This window comes from Mycobacterium sp. UNC410CL29Cvi84 (assembly GCF_000686745.1).
Classification (GTDB): domain Bacteria; phylum Actinomycetota; class Actinomycetes; order Mycobacteriales; family Mycobacteriaceae; genus Mycobacterium; species Mycobacterium mucogenicum_B.
In genome coordinates, this window is sequence record NZ_JMLM01000014.1 from 67,975 (window position 1) to 84,785 (window position 16,811).

Genomic DNA, 16,811 nt, shown 5'->3' on the forward strand with positions numbered 1-16,811 from the left:
TGGCCACTTTGTTTGCACTGGTCACGATGGTTAACTAGAGCCTCATTCGTCACGGTGCATTGTCGGTAGCTCGAACTAATGTTCGAATATGACTATCGGCCGTGACACGATCCTCACCGCGCACGCGGTGATCGAGGAAGCCGCGGCCACGCTCAACGGCCTCGACTACACCACCCTGACCGTCCACGAACTGCTGGACCTGCAATCCCAGCGGCACCGCCTCAAATGCGCTGCCGAAGCCGTCGACCACCAGATCCTCGCAGCCCTGAAAACCCAAACCACCCCGCGAGAGATCGGGGCGAAAAACTGGGCCGAGGTGCTACGCGTCCGGTTGCACATCGACACCACCGAAGCCAACCGCCAGGTCCGCGACGCCGAACATCTCGGACCCCGCACGGGGCTGACCGGGGAGCCGTTGCCGCCGCTGTGGGAGTTTGTCGCCGCGGCCCAGGCCGAGGGCGCGATCAACACCGAGCACGTGAAAGTGATCGGCCAGTTCATCAACAAACTCCCCGGGTGGGTGGACCCCACCACCAATGGACAGTTCGAGCAGTCCCTGGTTGCTGGTGCGCGGCACCAGACCCCCGAGGAACTGCGTGCGGCGGCTGAGGCGCTGCTCTACCTGCTCGATCAGGACGGCCCACTACCCGATGACGCCGAACGCGCCCGCAAACGCAGCTTCCGCATCGGCAAACAACAACCCGACGGCATGTCCAAAGTGGACGGCTGGCTCGACCCCGAAGCACGCGCCACCCTCGAAGCAGTCCAAGACAAACTCGGCGCCCCCGGCATGTGCAACCCCGCCGACCCCACACCCTGCCAATCCGGCACCCCCACCCAGGCCCAGATCGACAACGACACCCGCAGCACCGACCAACGCAACCACGACGCCCTCGCCGCCATGGGCCGCATCGCCCTCGGAACCGACCTCGGCGACCACAACGGCCTACCCGTCGCCATCGCGGCCACCTGCACTGTGACCGATTTGGAGCAGCGCACCGGGGTCGCGCTCACGCACACCGGCAGCAAGCTCCCCATCAAGGATCTGCTGCAGATGGCCGCCACCCATGGTGCCGATCACTACCTTGCTGTGTTCGACCAGCACGGTGAACAGCTGCTGTACATGGGCCGAGCACGTCGCACCGCCACTGTGGCGCAACGATTCGCCCTCTTCGCCCGCGACCTGGGCTGCACCAAACCCAACTGCACCGTCCCCGCCTCGCGTTCTCAGGCCCATCACGTCGACACTGACTGGCGCGATGATGGCCCCACCGACATCACCAACCTCGCCCTCGCCTGCGGGCCCGACAATCGCCTCGCCGACACCGGCGGCTGGCACACCACCATGGCCAACGGCCGCGCCCACTGGACCCCGCCACCACTACTGGACGTCGGCCAACCCCGAACCAACCACTACTGGCACCCCACGCACTACCCGCAGGAAAGTGAGGACGGCGAAAGTGACTGTGCAACAAACTGATTGGCCGACGCAGCAGAAACCCTTCGCTGCGGCGCTGATGGTCGCCTTACCGGGGACGGGCTGAAGCGCACCCTGCCAGGCTGGTCCGACCGGCAGCCGACCTACAAACCCAGGGCTGCAGCCAACTCTCGCAGGCCCGGCCGCGGGTCGGCGGTCGGATGCTCGCCGAGCACCTGCACCACGACGTGGTCCGCGCCGGCGTCGAGGTGCGCCGTCACCTTGGCCGCGGCATCTTCGACGCCGCCCATCCCGACCAGGGCACGGGCCAGTCGCTCGGACCCGCCGCGGACCAGATCGCTCTCATCGAAGCCCTGGCGCAGCCACGAGTTCCGGTAGTTGGGCAGGCCACTGTAGACGTTCAGGTGATCGTGGGCGCGGCGCAGCTGTTCGGCGTCATCACCACCGACGACGACGGCCTGCTCGGAGACGATCCACTTGTCCGGCCCGAGGATTTCCCGCGTCGTCGCGGTGGCTGACGGCAGGACCAGGTACGGATGCGCGCCGTCGGCCTGGCTGCCCGAGAGCTCGATCATCTTGGGGCCCAACGCCGCCAGCAGCCGGGGCGGTCGGCCCACCCCGGGTTCGATGGCCTCCGGCACGGCGGCCATGCGCTCCAGGTAGCTGCGCATCGTCGCGAGCGGCTTTTCATAGGTGCCGCCCATCCCCCGCTCCACCAGCGGACCATGACTGACGCCGAGGCCCAGCACGAACCGTCCCGGGTACAGCGCGGTCAGCGTGCGGGCACCGGCCTCGGCGGCCGACGGCAGGCGCACGTGAATGTTGGCGATACCCGTACCCACCACCAGCCGGTCGGTGGCCGCGAGGAACGCCGCCGACTCGGTGAGGCATTCCTTGCCGACGGTCTCGGGCAGGAACAGCGAGCCGTAACCCATGGCTTCGATGTCGCGGGCCACGGCCTGAGCGTCCGGCATGGCCCAGCTGTCGCTGGCCCACCAGACGCCGATGCGGGACGGAAAGTCGATGCGCGCGCGTTCAGTCACCAGTCCACCATCGCCTACCGCCACCGGCACGGCGACGCGGGGTCACCCCTGCAGCCGGCCCGACAGCTCGTGAGCCTGCTCGAGAAGGAGCCGCCCCAGTTCACGTCGACGTCCCGCGCGGAACCGGGTCTCGACACCAGTGAGGCTCAGTGCCCAGCCGGGCAGGCCGCGCCGGTCGAACACCGCGGCTGCCATGCCCCAGCTGCCTTCCACCAGCAGCGCGGGATTGACGGCGTAGCCGGCGCGCCTGGTCTGCTCGATGCGCTTGCGGATGGCAGCCTCGGAATGTGTTGGTCCCCAATTGGTTTCGGGCTGTTCGCGGGAGAAGTAGTCGTCGACGTCCGCGGCCGGAAGGTGACTGAGGATGGCCAGGCCGGCGCTGGCCACCCCGAGCGGAAACCGGATACCGACCTGCAGGACGTGCGAGCGCAACGGGAAGCTGCCCTCCTCGCTGAGCACGCACACCGTCTGATCGCCGCGGCGGGCGGAGAAGAACGCACTCTCACCGGTCTCGCGCGCCAGCCGCGTCACGACGGCACGCGCCTGATCGGTCACGTCGTGGTGCTGGGCCGCACCGACCCCGAGCAGATACAGCTCGGGACCGAGTGACCAGCGGCCGGTCTTCTGATCCCGGCTGACCAGGTGTTCGTCGGCCAACGCGGTGAGCAGTCGATGCGCCGTCGGCCGGGCCAATCCGGCCAGCTTTCCGAGCTCGGTGGTGGAGGCACCGTCGGGTTCGGCCGTGGCCACGGCCCGCAGCATCGCCCCCACGCGGGCGACGACATTCGGACCGGTCATCACCACATCCTAGGCGTTCGCTGAATGAACGCACGTGGCGTCGGCGCTCACCCTGTGAACACATTTGACCTGCTTCGAGCAGAGACTTGCCCTGTCAGCGACGTGCCGTGTTGAGTGGGTCACGCGTTTACTGGATGAACGGAGAGTCATGACCTCGAAGGTGTACGCCTCGGCCGCCGCAGCGGTCGCCGACATCGGTGACGGCGCCACGCTGGCTGTCGGCGGATTCGGTTTGTGCGGCATCCCCGACCAACTCATCGATGCCATCGCCGCGTCGAGCGCCACCGACCTCGAGGTGTTCTCGAACAACTGCGGCGTCGACGGCGTCGGCCTCGGCGTGCTGCTGGGCCTCGGCAAGGTCCGCCGGGTCACCGCCTCGTACGTCGGAGAGAACAAGGAGTTCGCCCGCCAGTACCTGTCCGGTGAGCTCGAGGTGGAGCTGACCCCGCAGGGCACGCTGGCCGAGCGGATGCGCGCCGGCGGCGCCGGTATCCCGGCGTTCTACACCCCGGCGGGCGTCGGCACCCCGGTCTCCGACGGCGGTCTGCCGTGGCGCTACGCGGCCGACGGTTCCGTCGCTGTTGCCTCGCCGCCCAAGGAGATTCGCGAATTCAACGGCAAGCGCTACGTGCTCGAGGAGTCGATCAACGCCGACTTCGCGTTGGTGCACGCGCTGCGCGCCGACACGGCGGGCAACCTGGTCTTCAACAAGACCGCACGCAACTTCAACCCGCTGGCCGCCATGGCCGGCCGGATCACCATCGTTCAGGTCGAGGAACTGGTGCAGCCCGGCGAGATCGACCCCGACGACGTCCACCTGGCGGGCGTGTTCGTGCAGCGCATCGTGCACACCGGGCCGCAGGACAAGCAGATCGAGAAGCGCACGGTGCGAGAGGATGCGAAATGACCGGCTGGAACCGTGACCAGATGGCCGCACGCGCCGCGGCCGACATGATCGACGGCGAGTACGTGAACCTCGGCATCGGCCTGCCCACCCTGATCCCCGGCTTCCTGACGGGCGACGTGCACGTCACGCTGCACTCGGAGAACGGCATCCTGGGCACCGGCCCCTACCCCACCGAGGATGCGGTGGATCCTGATCTGATCAACGCCGGGAAAGAGACCGTGACGGTGAATCCCGGTGCGGCGTACTTCGATTCGTCGCTGTCGTTCGGCATGATCCGCGGCGGCCACATCGACACCGCGGTGCTCGGCGGCATGGAGGTGTCGCGCACCGGCGACCTGGCCAACTGGATGGTGCCCGGCAAGATGGTCAAGGGCATGGGCGGCGCCATGGATCTGGTGCACGGCGCCTCGCGCGTCATCGTGCTCATGGAGCACACCGACAAGGCCGGCAATCCCAAGATCGTGCCGGTCTGCACACTGCCGCTGACGGGTCAGGGTGTCGTCGACCGGATCATCACCAACCTGGCCGTCATCGACGTGCCCGGTGACGGCACGCTGATCCTGCGCGAGACCGCCCCCGGCGTGAGCGTCGACGACGTCATCGCGGCGACCGGAGCCGAGCTCACGGTGCAGCTCGACTAGGTAGTCAATTACGCCGTTCGGCTGATGTGTTGTGCCCGGCTCGGCCCGATAGTGACTTCTATCGGAACCGAGGGAGACATCGATGACCATCGCCGCCAGCCACCCTGTCAGCGTCCTGGACGCGAGCCTGCCCGTCATCGATTACGAAGCCGTCGATGATCCGGCGACGGCGCACCGGATGATCAAAGAGGTCCGCCAACGGTCGTCCGTAGCCATCGGGCCGCACGCACCAGAGGTGCTCAGCTACGAACTGGTCCGTACGGTGCTGCGCGACTCGCGCTTTCATCAGCCGGGCGTGCGCGGGCTGGTCCCGCGCGGCGTCACCGGCGGCCCGTTGTGGGACCGCATCGGCAGTGCGCTGCTCAGTCTCGACGGCGACGAGCACACCCGGCTCCGGAAGTTGGTGTGCAAGGCTTTCACCGGCCGGGCCGTCGGCCGGCTGGATTCGCTGATCGACGCCGTCCTGGGCGAGTTGGTCGATTCCGTTGCCGCCGTGGGCAATTGCGACATTGTCGCCGACGTCGCCCAGCCGTATCCCATCCCGGTGATCTGCGCGCTGCTCGGTGTACCGCGCAGTGACTGGCGGATGATCTCGGATTGGACCGACGACGTCTTCAAGATGTTCTGGTGGGACGTGGCCGCACATGAATCGGAAATCCTCACGGCCTGGCAGAAATTCGATGACTACATCGATGCGATGATCGCCGAGCGTCGCACCACACTGACCGATGACCTGCTGTCCGCTCTCATCCGCGCCGAGGACGACGGCGACCGGCTCAGCCATGCCGAATTGCTCATGCTGTCCATGGGAATCCTTGCGGCGGGCACCGACACCACCCGCAATCAGCTGGCCGCCGCGGTGGACACCTTCTGCGATCACCCGGACCAATGGGCGCTCCTCGCAACACATCCCGAGCTGGTACCCCAGGCAGTCGATGAGGTCATGCGGTTCTCGCCGATCGTCCTCAACGTGCCGCGCTACGTCACCGAGGACGTGGAACTGGCGGGGTACTTCTTCCCGCGGGACTCGCTCGTCATCGCCAATACCGCTGCGGCGAACCGTGATCCGCAGGTGTACGACAACCCCGATCAATTCGATATCACGCGGCATGATGCACCGCCGATGCTCACGTTCGGCGGTGGTGTGCACTACTGCCTCGGCGCGCATCTCGCCCGGCTGGAACTGGTCAGAGCACTCACGGTGCTGACGCAACGGATGCCGAACATTCGCCGTACGGGTCCGGCGCCGTGGAAGCCCCTGATGGCGGTCAGCGGGCCCCGGACGCTGCCGGTCGAGTTCGACGCCGGGCATTGATTGGGTGAGTGGTTGCGATTCTTCCGCGCGGGTACCCCGAATTCGGCAGGCTGTCAGGAGCCGGAGTCGGGATCACGACGCAGAAGAGGAGCACTTCATGAGAATCGGCATCATCGTCGGATCGATTCGCGATGGGCGCAGCGGAGCCGGTGTCGGCAGCTGGGTGGCCGAACAGGCGACCCAACGCGACGACGCCCAGTTCGAACTCATCGACCTGAAGACCTTCGACGTGCCGCTGCTCACCGCGGCGACGGTTCCCGCCGCGGCCAAGAAGCAGTACGAGTCGGAGAACGTGCAGCGGTGGAGCGCGGCGATCGATGCCTGCGACGGTTTCATCTTCGTCACCCCTGAGTACAACCACGGTGTCCCGGGTGCATTCAAGAACGCTGTGGACTCCCTCGGTTCTGAATGGTTCGGCAAGACAGTGGGTTTCGTGTCCTACGGCGCCGACGGCGGAGTGCGTGCGGTCGAGCAGTGGCGGCAGATCGTCGCCAACTTCCAGATGCTCGACGTCCGCGCTCAGGTGTCGTTGTCGCTGTTCACCGAGTTCGGCGCCGACGGCTTCACCCCGCTGGAGCGCCGCGCCGGAGAACTGGCAGGGCTGCTGGACCAGCTGATCACGTTGACCGCGAAGGTGACCGGCTGAGCTCAGCCCGCGGCGCCCTGCAACACTTCTCGGCCCGGGGCCGTGCCGGCGATCAACGGCAGGTCCCGCCGGGGCCGCGACGGCCGGCGTGTGAACGTCCGGGACAGCACGCCGCGCACCAGCGGCACCGGCGACCACCAGAACCACCGCCCGAGCAGCCCCGCGATGCCGGGCACCACGAACGTTCGCACGATCAGGGTGTCGATGAGCAGGCCGACGCCGATGGTGGTGCCGACCTGTTCGATGCTCAGCACGTCGCTGGACAGCATGGCGAACATGGTGATGCCGAAGACGATTCCGGCCGTGGTCACCACACCGCCGGTACCGCCGAACGTCCGGATCATGCCGGTCTTCAGACCCGCGTCCGGCCGGGTCACCTCTTCGCGCAGCCGCATGGTCAGCAGCAGGTTGTAGTCCGCGCCGACGGCCACCAACGCGATCAACGCGATCGACGGCACCGCCCAGTGCAGGTCTTTGCCCAAGAGGTCCTGCCAGATGAAGCTGCTCACCCCGAGCGCCGACGCGTACGACACCACGACGGTGCCGATCACCACCGCGGCCGCCACCGGGCTGCGCAGCATGATGAGGACGATCAGGAACACGAGCACCAGGGCAACACCGGCCAGCAGCAGGAAGTCATCGGAGACATAGCCCCGAAGCTCTGCGGTGCCGGTGCCGAAACCGGTGACAAAGACGGTGTTTCGGACCAGCGTGCCCTCTTTCGTGGCCTCGCGGACCGCGGCCAGGATCTCGGGCGAGCGTAGCGCCCCGTCGGTGCCGAACACCTTGCCGTCGCCGTAGACGAGCAGCCGCGTCGACCGGCCGTCGGGCGCGAAGTACAGCCCGGCCGCGCGCTGGAAGCGCGGGTCCTGCCACGCGCGCTGCGGCAGATAGAAGCCGCCGGACGCGCTGTCCTGGAAATCTGCCCGCACCCCGCGCAGGTAGTCCGTGAGCCCGGAGAACATGCCGCGGGTCTCACCGACAGTCTTGGTCAATTGTGTTGTGACGGAGCCGAGTTGGTCGACGGCCGCGCGCATCGAGCGCACCGATGCCTGCGCACCGGTCAGCGATCGCGCCATCTCGATCGTGCCCGCGCTGAAACCCACTGTGCTGTCGGTCAGGGTGCCGGTGGCCGCCACCACGGAATCCATGGGTTCGACCACCTTGAGCACCAGTGAGCAGATGGCGTCGCCCGCGCAATTCGGGTTGGCGTTCGTGAAGCCGCGCAACGGATCCATGTACTGCGACACCGAGGTGACGTTGTCCCGCAGCTGCTGCATGCCGCCGTGCATGGCGTCGATCCCCGAGCCGAGCTGCCCGAGACCGCGGACGCTGCCGCCCAACCCGTTCTGCAATTGCGTTATCGCCGAGGAGAACTGGTCCAACGTCGCGGACAGCTGGTTGACCGCGCCGAGCCGCTTACTCAGCTGGGCCACCCCGTCGTCGAGCTGGTCGGCGATGGTGCCGGCCTGATCGGTCAGGGCCGCCTGCTCGGGCACCGAACCCGCCGGCCGCGACGCCGACTGCACCATACGAATGCCGGGAATCTCCATGATCTTCCGGGTCACCCTTTCGACCGCGATGACGCCCGCGGGGTTACGCAGGTCGTGGTCGGTCTCGATGGAGACGATCTCGGGCAACAGCCGGTTGGGCGGGAAGTGCCGGTCCATGGCCTGGTAGCCCCGGTTGGCGTGTGTCGAATCGGGTTGTGCGGCAAGCTCATCGAAGCCCAGCCGGATGCCGGCGATGGGGATGGCGCAGACCATGAGAATCACCGACGCGGCAACCAGCACGGGTCCGGGCCACCGGGCGACGACGGTCCCGACCCGGCGCCAGCCCCGGCCGGGCACCGTCGCCGCGGCCCGACGGCGCGGCTGCGCCAGACCGTGCCGGCCGGCCAGCCCGATGAACGCGGGCAACAACGTCAGCGATGCGAACATCCCGGTGAGAATGCCGATGGCACAAGGTAATCCAGCACTGCGCAGCATGCCGACCTGAGCGAACAGCAGGCACGACAGCGCCGCCGCGATGGTCAGGCCCGACGCGGCGATCACGGGCGCGACACTGCGGTTCGCGATCACCAGCGCGTCCTCGTGGTCGACGCCGGCGCGGCGCTGTTCGTGATAGCGGCCCAGCAGGAAGATGCCGTAATCCGTTGCCGCCCCGAGCACCATCGCGGCCAGCAGCGACACCGAGAAGATCGATACCTCGATGAGGTCCCGCTCCCCCAGGAACGCCACGACGCCCCGCGCGACCCCGAGTCCCAGCCCGACGGTCAGCAGCGGGATCGATGCCGTGATCACCGACCGGTACACGGCGAACAACAGCACCGCGATCAGCACCACCGTGACGCCCGTGATCATCAGCATCTGCTTGTCGATGGCGGTCAGCTCGTCGGCGATGGTGGCGCCGGGTCCGGTGACGTAGGCGTGCAGGCCCGCGGGCGCCGGCGCGGCCGCGACGATCCGCCGCACCGCATCCAGCGCGGCGTTCGCCTTGGCGGCGCCGAGTTCACCGCGAATCCGCAACATGGTGTAGACGGCCTTGCCATCGGTGCTCTGCGCGCCGGCTGCCGTCAACGGGTCGGACCACAGGTCCATCACCGAATCCAAGTTTTCGGTATCCGCGCGCAATGTGCGCAGCAGCTGGTCGTAGTAGGCGCGCTCCGGCGCACCGAGCGGGTGCTCACCCTCCAACACCAGGTAGTTGAGGTTGCCGCCGGAGCCGTCGTGGAAATGCCGGTCCATCTGAACGCCGGCGAGGTTCACCGGGGCGTCCGCGGGCAGGAAGCCGCGCGCGTGGTTGTGCGCCGTGCTTTCCACTTGCGGCACAAGCAGATTGCCCGCCGCTGCGGCCAGCACCCACAATCCGATGATCAGGACCGCGAAGCGGCTGCAGAATCTTGCGATGACGTCCCACATGGGTTCCGAAACTACGAGCGACCGGGGTCCGGAAACGTCGTGCTGCGGACGAGACCGGGCCTCCTACCGTGGTAGGAGGCCCGGTCTGTCCCGCGAATGATGTGTAAATCCCGGCACCGGCTCTACGCTGGCGGTATGGCCTGGCTGCGCGACTTCGCCCTGCGTCGGCGCGGGCTCGTGGCCTACCAGTACCCGTTCACGGTCCCGATCGTCATGTACACCGGCACTCTGATGGTCGCGGCGACTGCCGCGACGCAGCGGGATTTCACCGAGCCGTGGCTGCTGTTGGTGGCCGTCGGACTGGTTTTCGCGCCGATCGTCGCGTTCATCGTGGGCGGCTACAAGCCGTCGACGGCCGTGAGCGCGGCGTCCGTGCTCGCCGGGGTGGCACTGCTGTTGCTGTGCTGGCCGCCGGTCTTCCTGGACGCGGCGCCGTTCCTGTTGATGTTCATGCTCGGAGAGGTGTTCGCGCTGGGGCCGATGCGCATCGGCCTCGTGAGTCTGCTCGCCAGCGCGCTGCTGCTGATCGGCGCGTCCCGCACGGGACACCTCAGCACGTTCGTGCCCTACCTGCTGTTCTTCCTGGCCATCGCCGCGATGATGGGACACATCCTGCAACTGCAACAGCGTCTCGTCATCGAAGAACGCGCCCGCCAGGACGTCCTCGCCGAACAGGCCGCCTCCGACGAACGGCGCCGCATCGCCCGCGAAGTGCACGACGTGATCGCGCACTCCTTGTCGGTGACGATGCTGCACCTGACGGGCGCCCGGCGGGCGTTGCAGGAGGACAACGACGTCGACGAGGCGGTGGACGGGCTGCTCGACGCCGAGCGCCTCGGCCGGCAGGCCATGGCGGACATCCGCCAGACGGTCGGTCTGCTGGGCGCGCGCGACGCGGCCCCGCTGCGTCTGGCCCCCGAGCCTGGGTTGTCCGACATCCCCGACCTGGTGACGAGCTTCTCCGATGCGGGATTGCACGTGGAGTCGAGCATCGAGATCGATCCGGCATCGGTCACTCCGGGTATCGGCCTGGCGCTGTACCGAGTAGCGCAGGAATCGCTGGCGAATGTCGCCAAGCACGCCCCCGCGTCGGCGGCGCGGCTGCGGCTGTATGCGGAGAAAGACTCCGCCGTCCTGTCTGTCGACAATGAACTGCCGCGACCGGTCACCAGCGCAGCGGCAGGCGCCGGCCTACCGGGGATGCGCCAGCGAATCGCCTTGCTGGACGGCCAATTCCACGCTGGCCCCGGACCCCAGGGCTGGACCGTGCAGGCCCGAGTGCCGGTCGCACCCCCCACTACCGGACACTGCGCCATGCACCGAATACTGATGCCACGCAACGAGGTTCGCCATGACTGACGGGGCGGTCCCGAAAGACGGTGCCACCGTTGATGTCCTGCTGGTCGACGACCAGGAACTTGTCCGCTCGGGCCTACGCCGGATCCTGCGGCGCAAGGACGGCTTCTCGATCGTCGGCGAATGCGCCGACGGCGACGAGGTGCCACGCGAGGTGCTCCGGTGCCGTCCCGACGTGGTTGTGATGGACCTGCGGATGAAGCGCGTCAGCGGCGTCGATGCCATCCGGGCCCTGCGCACGGGCGGCGGCCCACCGGCCTTGGCGCTCACCACTTTCGACGACGACGACCTGTTGTCCGCCGCGCTGCGCGCGGGCGCGTCGGGCTTCGTCCTCAAGGACTCACCGGCCGAGGAGCTCATCCGGGCGGTGCACGCCGTCGCGCGCGGCGAGGCGTATCTGGACCCGGCCGTCACCGCCCGCGTGCTCAACGGTTACCGGCGCGCGCCCGGCGCACCGTCCGACGACGTGGCCGACCGGCTGACGGCCCGTGAACTCGACGTACTGCAGCTGATCGGATCGGGCGCGACCAACGCCGAAATCGCCGGCCGGCTGGTCATCTCGGAGGTGACGGTGAAGAGCCACATCGGACGGATATTCACCAAGCTCGACCTCCGGGACCGGGCGGCCGCGATCGTCTACGCCTACGACCACGGCGTGGTGGCGCCGAAGTAGCGGCTACTCGGCGAACACCCCGCGCATGGCGTCGGCGCCGAACATCGGCTCCATCATGGCCGAGAAGTCCGGGCCGCGGCGAAGCTTCTGACCGCCGTCGACGTTGATCAGCTGGCCGGTGATCCACTGCGATGCGTCACTGAGCAGGAACAGCGCCAGGTTGGCGACGTCCTCGACCTCGCCGGCCCGGGGCAGCGGCGTGCACTGCTTGTAATCCTCACGCAGCGGCTCGAATTCGAAGATGCTGGCCGCCACCAGATCGGTCCGGATCAGGCCGGGACGGATGCTGTTGGCCCGCACCCAGGACGCGCCGAGTTCGTCGGCGGCCAACTGCACCAGATGATCCAGCGCCGACTTGGTGACGCCGTACGGCCCGAACCAGCGGTGGGTGTTGCTCGCCGCGATCGACGAGATGCCGACGAACGAGCCACCGCCACCGCGGACCATTTCCCGCGCGGTGTGCTTGACGACGTACATGCTGCCGTTGACGTTGAGGTCGACGGTCTGGCGCCACATTTCCGAATCCAGGTGCGTGACGGGCCCGACGGTGAGCGAGCCACCGGCACAGTGCACGGCGCCGGAGAGCTTGCCGTTCCACGCGGCAGCGGCCGCGACGGCGCGGGCGACGTCGTCCTCGTTGGTGACATCGGCGGTCTGGAAGCGGATGGCACCCGGTCCCCCGGCGGCCGAGATCTCGTCGACGGCGGACTGCAACGTGGCCTCGGTGCGGCCGACGATGAGGGCGTTGCCGCCGGCGGCCACGACACCTTGTGCGATGGCCTTGCCGATGCCGCTGCCACCGCCGGTGATCAACACCGTCCGATCTGTCAGCCAACCCTGGACTGAAAACTGCACCGACGTACTCCTCTGGACAGATCAACGGGGAACACGTCCTGTATACACTTTTCAAAAGTTGTACACAATGCTGGTCGGGCGGACAATTTCCCCGATCTCGGCACAGCAACCGGGCGTACGCTGAAATTTTCGCCAACGAAAGCGTGACGCCATGAGCATCCAGATTCCTCGACGCCTCCTGGTGGCCGGCGGCGTCGCCTTCGCGACGGTCGCCGCACCCGCCGTATTCGCCCTCAGCGGGCCGGCGTCCACCGCATCACTCGGGGACACCAACTGTCCGCCCGGCATGACGGAAAATCCCGTCAGCGGCTCCTGTTTCGCGGGCGGCAACGACCAGGCACCCGGACCGGTGCAAGCGCCGACGAACCAACTCGGCCAAGTCGACGGCATTCCCTGCACCGGCCACAACACCGGCGAGTGCATCGGCCTCTCCGAGGAACAGGTGCCCCAGGTGCAGCCGCACTCGTCGGTGAGTTCCAGCCCGTAACAACATTCGCCTAAGGTTGTGTAATGCCTGCAAAAACTGATCCCGCCGATATCGGCGATGTGGAGCCCCTGGCCGACAGCACCGCCCGTCAGGCCCGCCGGGTCGTAGCCGCATACGCCAACGATGCCGACGAATGTCGGATGTTCCTGTCCATGCTGGGTATCGGGCCCACGAAGCTCGACGCGTGACGGCCCGCGGAGGCAACGACGCTTCTGCGGCGTCCACCGCGAGTCCCAAATCCTCCAAGGGCGGTAAGGCCGCCACCAAGTCCGTCGGCAACTGCGACTTCGTCGTGGTCGCCAACCGGCTGCCCGTCGACATGGAGCGGCTGCCCGACGGTTCCATCACGTGGAAGCGCAGCCCTGGCGGCCTCGTCACGGCGCTGGAGCCGCTGCTGCGCAAACAGCGTGGCGCCTGGATCGGCTGGCCCGGCGTCGCCGACAGCGACGAAGAGCCGATCGTCCAGGACGAGCTGACCCTCTGCCCGGTCAGCCTGTCGGCCGACGACATCGCCGACTACTACGAGGGCTTCTCCAACGCGACGCTGTGGCCGCTGTACCACGACGTCATCGTCAAGCCCATCTACCACCGGCACTGGTGGGACGCCTATGTCGCGGTCAACCGGCGCTTCGCCGAGGCCACGGCCCGCGTCGCGGCGAAGGGCGCGACGGTCTGGGTGCAGGACTACCAGCTACAGCTGGTCCCCAAGATGCTGCGGGAGCTGCGTCCCGATCTGACCATCGGGTTCTTTCTGCACATCCCGTTCCCGCCCGTCGAGCTGTTCATGCAGATGCCGTGGCGCACCGAGATCATCGAAGGCCTGCTCGGCGCCGACCTGGTGGGCTTCCACCTGCCCGGCGGTGCGCAGAACTTCCTGGTGCTGGCCCGTCGACTGCTCGACTCCAACACCTCACGCCACACCATCGGTGTCCGGTCCCGGCTCGGCGAGGTGAACCACGACGGCCGCATCGTGAAGGTCGGCGCGTTCCCCATCTCGATCGACTCCGCAGCCATGGACGCCCAGGCCCGCAGCCGCACCATCCGGCAACGGGCCCGTCAGATCCGCGACGAGCTGGGCAACCCGCGCAAGATCATGCTGGGTGTGGACCGGCTGGACTACACCAAGGGCATCGACGTACGGCTGCGCGCGTTCTCGGAGCTGCTCGCCGAAGGCCGGGCCAACCGGCACGACACCGTGCTGGTCCAGCTGGCTACGCCGAGCCGCGAACGCGTGGACAGTTACAAGGTCATGCGGGAGGACATCGAGCGCCAGGTCGGGCACATCAACGGCGAGTACAGCGAGGTCGGTCACGCGGTGGTGCACTACATGCACCGGGCGATCGGCCGCGACGAACTCATCGCCTTCTTCGTCGCCGCCGACGTCATGCTGGTGACGCCGCTGCGCGATGGCATGAACCTGGTCGCCAAGGAGTACGTGGCGTGCCGCAGCGATCTCGGCGGCGCTCTCGTGCTCAGCGAATTCACCGGCGCCGCAGAGGAATTGCGGCAGGCCTACCTGACCAACCCGCACCACCTGGACGGAGTCAAGGACGCCATCGCCGACGCCCTCACGCAGTCCCCGGAAGAGGGCCGGCGTCGCATGCGCGCGCTGCGTCGTCAGGTGCTGGCCCACGACGTCGACCGCTGGGCCCGGGCGTTCCTCGACGCCCTCGCCCACACTCGCGACTAGGGCCCGCCGGTCACACCGAGACGATCGGGGTGTTCGCCGGCGCTCCCGCGCGCACCAGCCGCGGCCCTTCGGGACCGAACGCGTCCGCCGGTTCCGGAAACGCGATCAGCAGGAGCGGGTAGAGCACAGCCGCGATGCCCAGGCCCAGTGGGATCGACAGGTCGATGCCGCCGGCCAGGTCGCCGAGGGGTCCGACGAACTGTCCCGGGATGTTGACGAAGCACACGCTCACCGCGGCTGAGATCAGCCAGGCGGCGAGGCCGCGCACGTTCCAGCCGTGGTTGAACCAGTAGCGACCGCCCCGTTGCCTGCGGTTGAAGACCTGCAGTGAGTCGCTGTCGTACCACCCGCGACGCACCACCCAGCCGATCGTCATCACGATCATCCACGGGGCGGTGCAGGTCACGATCAGGGAGGTGAACGTGGAAATCGACTGCACCACATTGAACGCGAACCGCCCGACGAAGATCGTCGCGATGGCGATCGCGCCGATGAACAGCGTGGCCTGCACGCGGCTGAAGCTCGGGAAGACGCTCGAGAAGTCGAGGCCGGTTCCGTACAGCGAGGTCGTGCCGGTGGACATCCCGCCGACGAGGGCGATCACGCAGACGGGGATGAAGTACCAGCCGGGCGCGATGGCGAGCAGACCCCCCGAGTAGTTGCCGGCGGCGATGAACTCGGGGTACTTCGTTGCGATGATCGTGGCCGTGACCAGTCCGAAGGCGAACGGGACCAGGGTCGCGAGCTGCGCGGCGAAGGTGGCGAACATCAGCCGGGTTCGCGGGGTGTCACGCGGGATGTAGCGCGACCAGTCTCCGAGGAAGGCGCCGAACGACACCGGGTTGGACATCACCACGACGATGGAGCCGACGAAGGCCGCGGCGAACCCGGCGTCCCCCGGCGACACCGTGCCGGCATAACCGGGGTCGAACGTGCCGCCGAACGCCACGATGCCCAACACGAACAGCACCGTGGCGGCGACCACCGCGATCTTGTTCACCAGCAGCATGAACCGGAAGCCGTAGATGCACACCACCAGAACGAGCAGCGCGAAAACGCCGTAGGCCCCGGCCAGCGTCAGGTTGTTTTCCGGCAGACCGACGGCGCGGTGCGCGGCCCCGACCAAGACGTCTCCCGACGACCACACCGAGATCGAGAAGAACGCGAAGGCAGTCAGCAGGGACAGGAACGATCCCACCACCCGCCCGTGGACACCCAGGTGAGCCGAACTGGACACCGCGTTGTTGGTGCCGTTACGGGCACCGAACAGCGACAGCGGCGCCAGGACGAGAGCCCCCACGAGCAGACCGGACACCGTCGCCAGCAGGGCGCTGTAGAAGGACAACCCGAACACGATCGGAAAGCTCCCCAGCACCACCGTGGCGAACGTGTTGGCTCCGCCGAAGATCAGCCGGAACAGATCCAGCGGCCGGGCGGTGCGCTCGGAGTCGGGGATCGGTTCGACACCGTGCGTCTCGATCGTCGTTGCGGCGGGTGGCGCCGCGGGCTCGCCGGCGACCGCATCTCGAATCGTCTCGGTCATTTCGTACCCGCCTCGGACAGATGTTCGTGCACGGCGATCAGTCCGTCGTCGGTGCGGCTGAAGACAATCGACTCCCGCTCGACAGTGGTGGTACGGGCGCCGTCGGCCTCGGTGGTGGTGGTCACGACATGTGCGAACACAGCGGTGTCGCCGACGCTGGCGACGGTGCGCTCGCTGCTCGTGCAGTCCACGACATGCCAGCCGTCCGCGACCCAGCCGGACCACAACGCCTGGTAGGAGCGTCGGTCCGGGAGCGTCGCGGGCTCGGTATGGAAGACGAAAGTGGCGTCCGGATGGAAGCAACCGAAGTAGGCGTCCGTGTCGGTCGCGGCAAACGCGGCGATCAGCCGGTCCGCGGCGGCAAGCACCTCGTCCTCGGAAATCGGGACGGTCGGGTCGGTCATGCAGGCTCCTGAGCAGGCTGTTCTGGCGAACGTGATGCAGAACACTAGAAGCCCGATCCGGTCCTAGCAAGCGGTTCGTTCACCACTACCCTGA

At 67.7% G+C, this 16,811-nt stretch carries 16 protein-coding genes; 10 read left to right on the plus strand and 6 right to left on the minus strand.

What is annotated here, in order from left to right:
• Positions 1 to 88 precede the first annotated feature (88 nt).
• Positions 89 to 1,480, plus strand: a complete 1,392-nt coding sequence (locus BR47_RS31005; protein WP_036427608.1) for an HNH endonuclease signature motif containing protein — start codon at positions 89 to 91, stop codon at positions 1,478 to 1,480.
• Between the two features lie 101 nt (positions 1,481 to 1,581).
• On the opposite strand, the gene BR47_RS0120110 is transcribed toward BR47_RS31005, so the two are convergent.
• Together BR47_RS0120110 and BR47_RS0120115 are read right to left on the minus strand one after the other, a co-directional pair.
• Positions 1,582 to 2,481, minus strand: coding sequence for an LLM class F420-dependent oxidoreductase (locus tag BR47_RS0120110; protein WP_029120584.1), 900 nt, complete (start codon positions 2,479 to 2,481; stop codon positions 1,582 to 1,584).
• Between the two features lie 42 nt (positions 2,482 to 2,523).
• Positions 2,524 to 3,279 carry an IclR family transcriptional regulator gene (locus BR47_RS0120115; RefSeq protein ID WP_036420446.1) on the minus strand — a complete coding sequence of 252 codons (756 nt, stop codon included), beginning with the start codon at positions 3,277 to 3,279 and terminating at the stop codon, positions 2,524 to 2,526.
• 148 nt (positions 3,280 to 3,427) lie between these two features.
• Here BR47_RS0120115 and BR47_RS0120120 point away from each other — a divergent pair, with 148 nt between their 5' ends.
• From BR47_RS0120120 to BR47_RS0120135, 4 genes are all read left to right on the plus strand, one after another.
• On the plus strand, positions 3,428 to 4,186 hold the full coding sequence (locus BR47_RS0120120) for a CoA transferase subunit A (RefSeq protein WP_020100731.1): 759 nt from the start codon (positions 3,428 to 3,430) through the stop codon (positions 4,184 to 4,186).
• The gene (locus tag BR47_RS0120125) at positions 4,183 to 4,827 is read left to right on the plus strand and encodes a 3-oxoacid CoA-transferase subunit B (RefSeq protein WP_020100732.1); all 645 of its coding nucleotides are present in this window, start codon (positions 4,183 to 4,185) and stop codon (positions 4,825 to 4,827) included. The genes BR47_RS0120120 and BR47_RS0120125 overlap by 4 nt, the downstream gene beginning before the upstream one ends.
• Before the next feature lie 82 nt (positions 4,828 to 4,909).
• Positions 4,910 to 6,142 (plus strand): cytochrome P450, encoded by a 1,233-nt coding sequence (locus tag BR47_RS0120130; RefSeq protein ID WP_029120585.1) that lies wholly within the window; start codon positions 4,910 to 4,912, stop codon positions 6,140 to 6,142.
• 97 nt (positions 6,143 to 6,239) lie between these two features.
• Positions 6,240 to 6,788, plus strand: coding sequence for an NADPH-dependent FMN reductase (locus BR47_RS0120135; protein ID WP_020100734.1), 549 nt, complete (start codon positions 6,240 to 6,242; stop codon positions 6,786 to 6,788).
• Between the two features lie 2 nt (positions 6,789 to 6,790).
• On the opposite strand, the gene BR47_RS0120140 is transcribed toward BR47_RS0120135, so the two are convergent.
• Positions 6,791 to 9,709, minus strand: a complete 2,919-nt coding sequence (locus BR47_RS0120140; protein ID WP_029120586.1) for an MMPL/RND family transporter — start codon at positions 9,707 to 9,709, stop codon at positions 6,791 to 6,793.
• A gap of 135 nt (positions 9,710 to 9,844) precedes the next feature.
• On the opposite strand from BR47_RS0120140, the gene BR47_RS0120145 reads away from it, so the two are divergent.
• Both BR47_RS0120145 and BR47_RS0120150 read left to right on the plus strand, forming a co-directional pair.
• Positions 9,845 to 11,068 (plus strand): sensor histidine kinase, encoded by a 1,224-nt coding sequence (locus tag BR47_RS0120145; protein ID WP_029120587.1) that lies wholly within the window; start codon positions 9,845 to 9,847, stop codon positions 11,066 to 11,068.
• A complete protein-coding gene (locus BR47_RS0120150) occupies positions 11,061 to 11,738 on the plus strand; it encodes a response regulator (RefSeq protein WP_036427609.1) in 678 nt (225 codons plus the stop codon). The genes BR47_RS0120145 and BR47_RS0120150 overlap by 8 nt, the downstream gene beginning before the upstream one ends.
• 3 nt (positions 11,739 to 11,741) lie before the next feature.
• On the opposite strand, the gene BR47_RS0120155 is transcribed toward BR47_RS0120150, so the two are convergent.
• Positions 11,742 to 12,593 carry an SDR family oxidoreductase gene (locus tag BR47_RS0120155; protein ID WP_029105063.1) on the minus strand — a complete coding sequence of 284 codons (852 nt, stop codon included), beginning with the start codon at positions 12,591 to 12,593 and terminating at the stop codon, positions 11,742 to 11,744.
• Between the two features lie 151 nt (positions 12,594 to 12,744).
• On the opposite strand from BR47_RS0120155, the gene BR47_RS0120160 reads away from it, so the two are divergent.
• The 3 genes from BR47_RS0120160 to BR47_RS0120170 are packed head-to-tail and all read left to right on the plus strand — an operon-like array spanning position 12,745 to position 14,770.
• Complete coding sequence (locus BR47_RS0120160) at positions 12,745 to 13,080, plus strand: hypothetical protein (protein ID WP_020100739.1); 336 nt, start codon at positions 12,745 to 12,747, stop codon at positions 13,078 to 13,080.
• Positions 13,081 to 13,103: 23 nt separating this feature from the next.
• Positions 13,104 to 13,268, plus strand: coding sequence for a hypothetical protein (locus BR47_RS33240; RefSeq protein WP_090562895.1), 165 nt, complete (start codon positions 13,104 to 13,106; stop codon positions 13,266 to 13,268).
• Positions 13,265 to 14,770, plus strand: coding sequence for an alpha,alpha-trehalose-phosphate synthase (UDP-forming) (locus tag BR47_RS0120170; RefSeq protein WP_020100741.1), 1,506 nt, complete (start codon positions 13,265 to 13,267; stop codon positions 14,768 to 14,770). The genes BR47_RS33240 and BR47_RS0120170 overlap by 4 nt, the downstream gene beginning before the upstream one ends.
• 10 nt (positions 14,771 to 14,780) lie before the next feature.
• Here the strand turns inward: BR47_RS0120170 and BR47_RS0120175 are convergent, their stop codons facing one another.
• On the minus strand, positions 14,781 to 16,313 hold the full coding sequence (locus BR47_RS0120175) for a purine-cytosine permease family protein (RefSeq protein ID WP_051634910.1): 1,533 nt from the start codon (positions 16,311 to 16,313) through the stop codon (positions 14,781 to 14,783).
• Positions 16,310 to 16,717, minus strand: coding sequence for a nuclear transport factor 2 family protein (locus tag BR47_RS0120180; RefSeq protein ID WP_029120589.1), 408 nt, complete (start codon positions 16,715 to 16,717; stop codon positions 16,310 to 16,312). Before BR47_RS0120180 ends, BR47_RS0120175 begins: the two co-directional genes overlap by 4 nt.
• Positions 16,718 to 16,811: the final 94 nt, after the last annotated feature.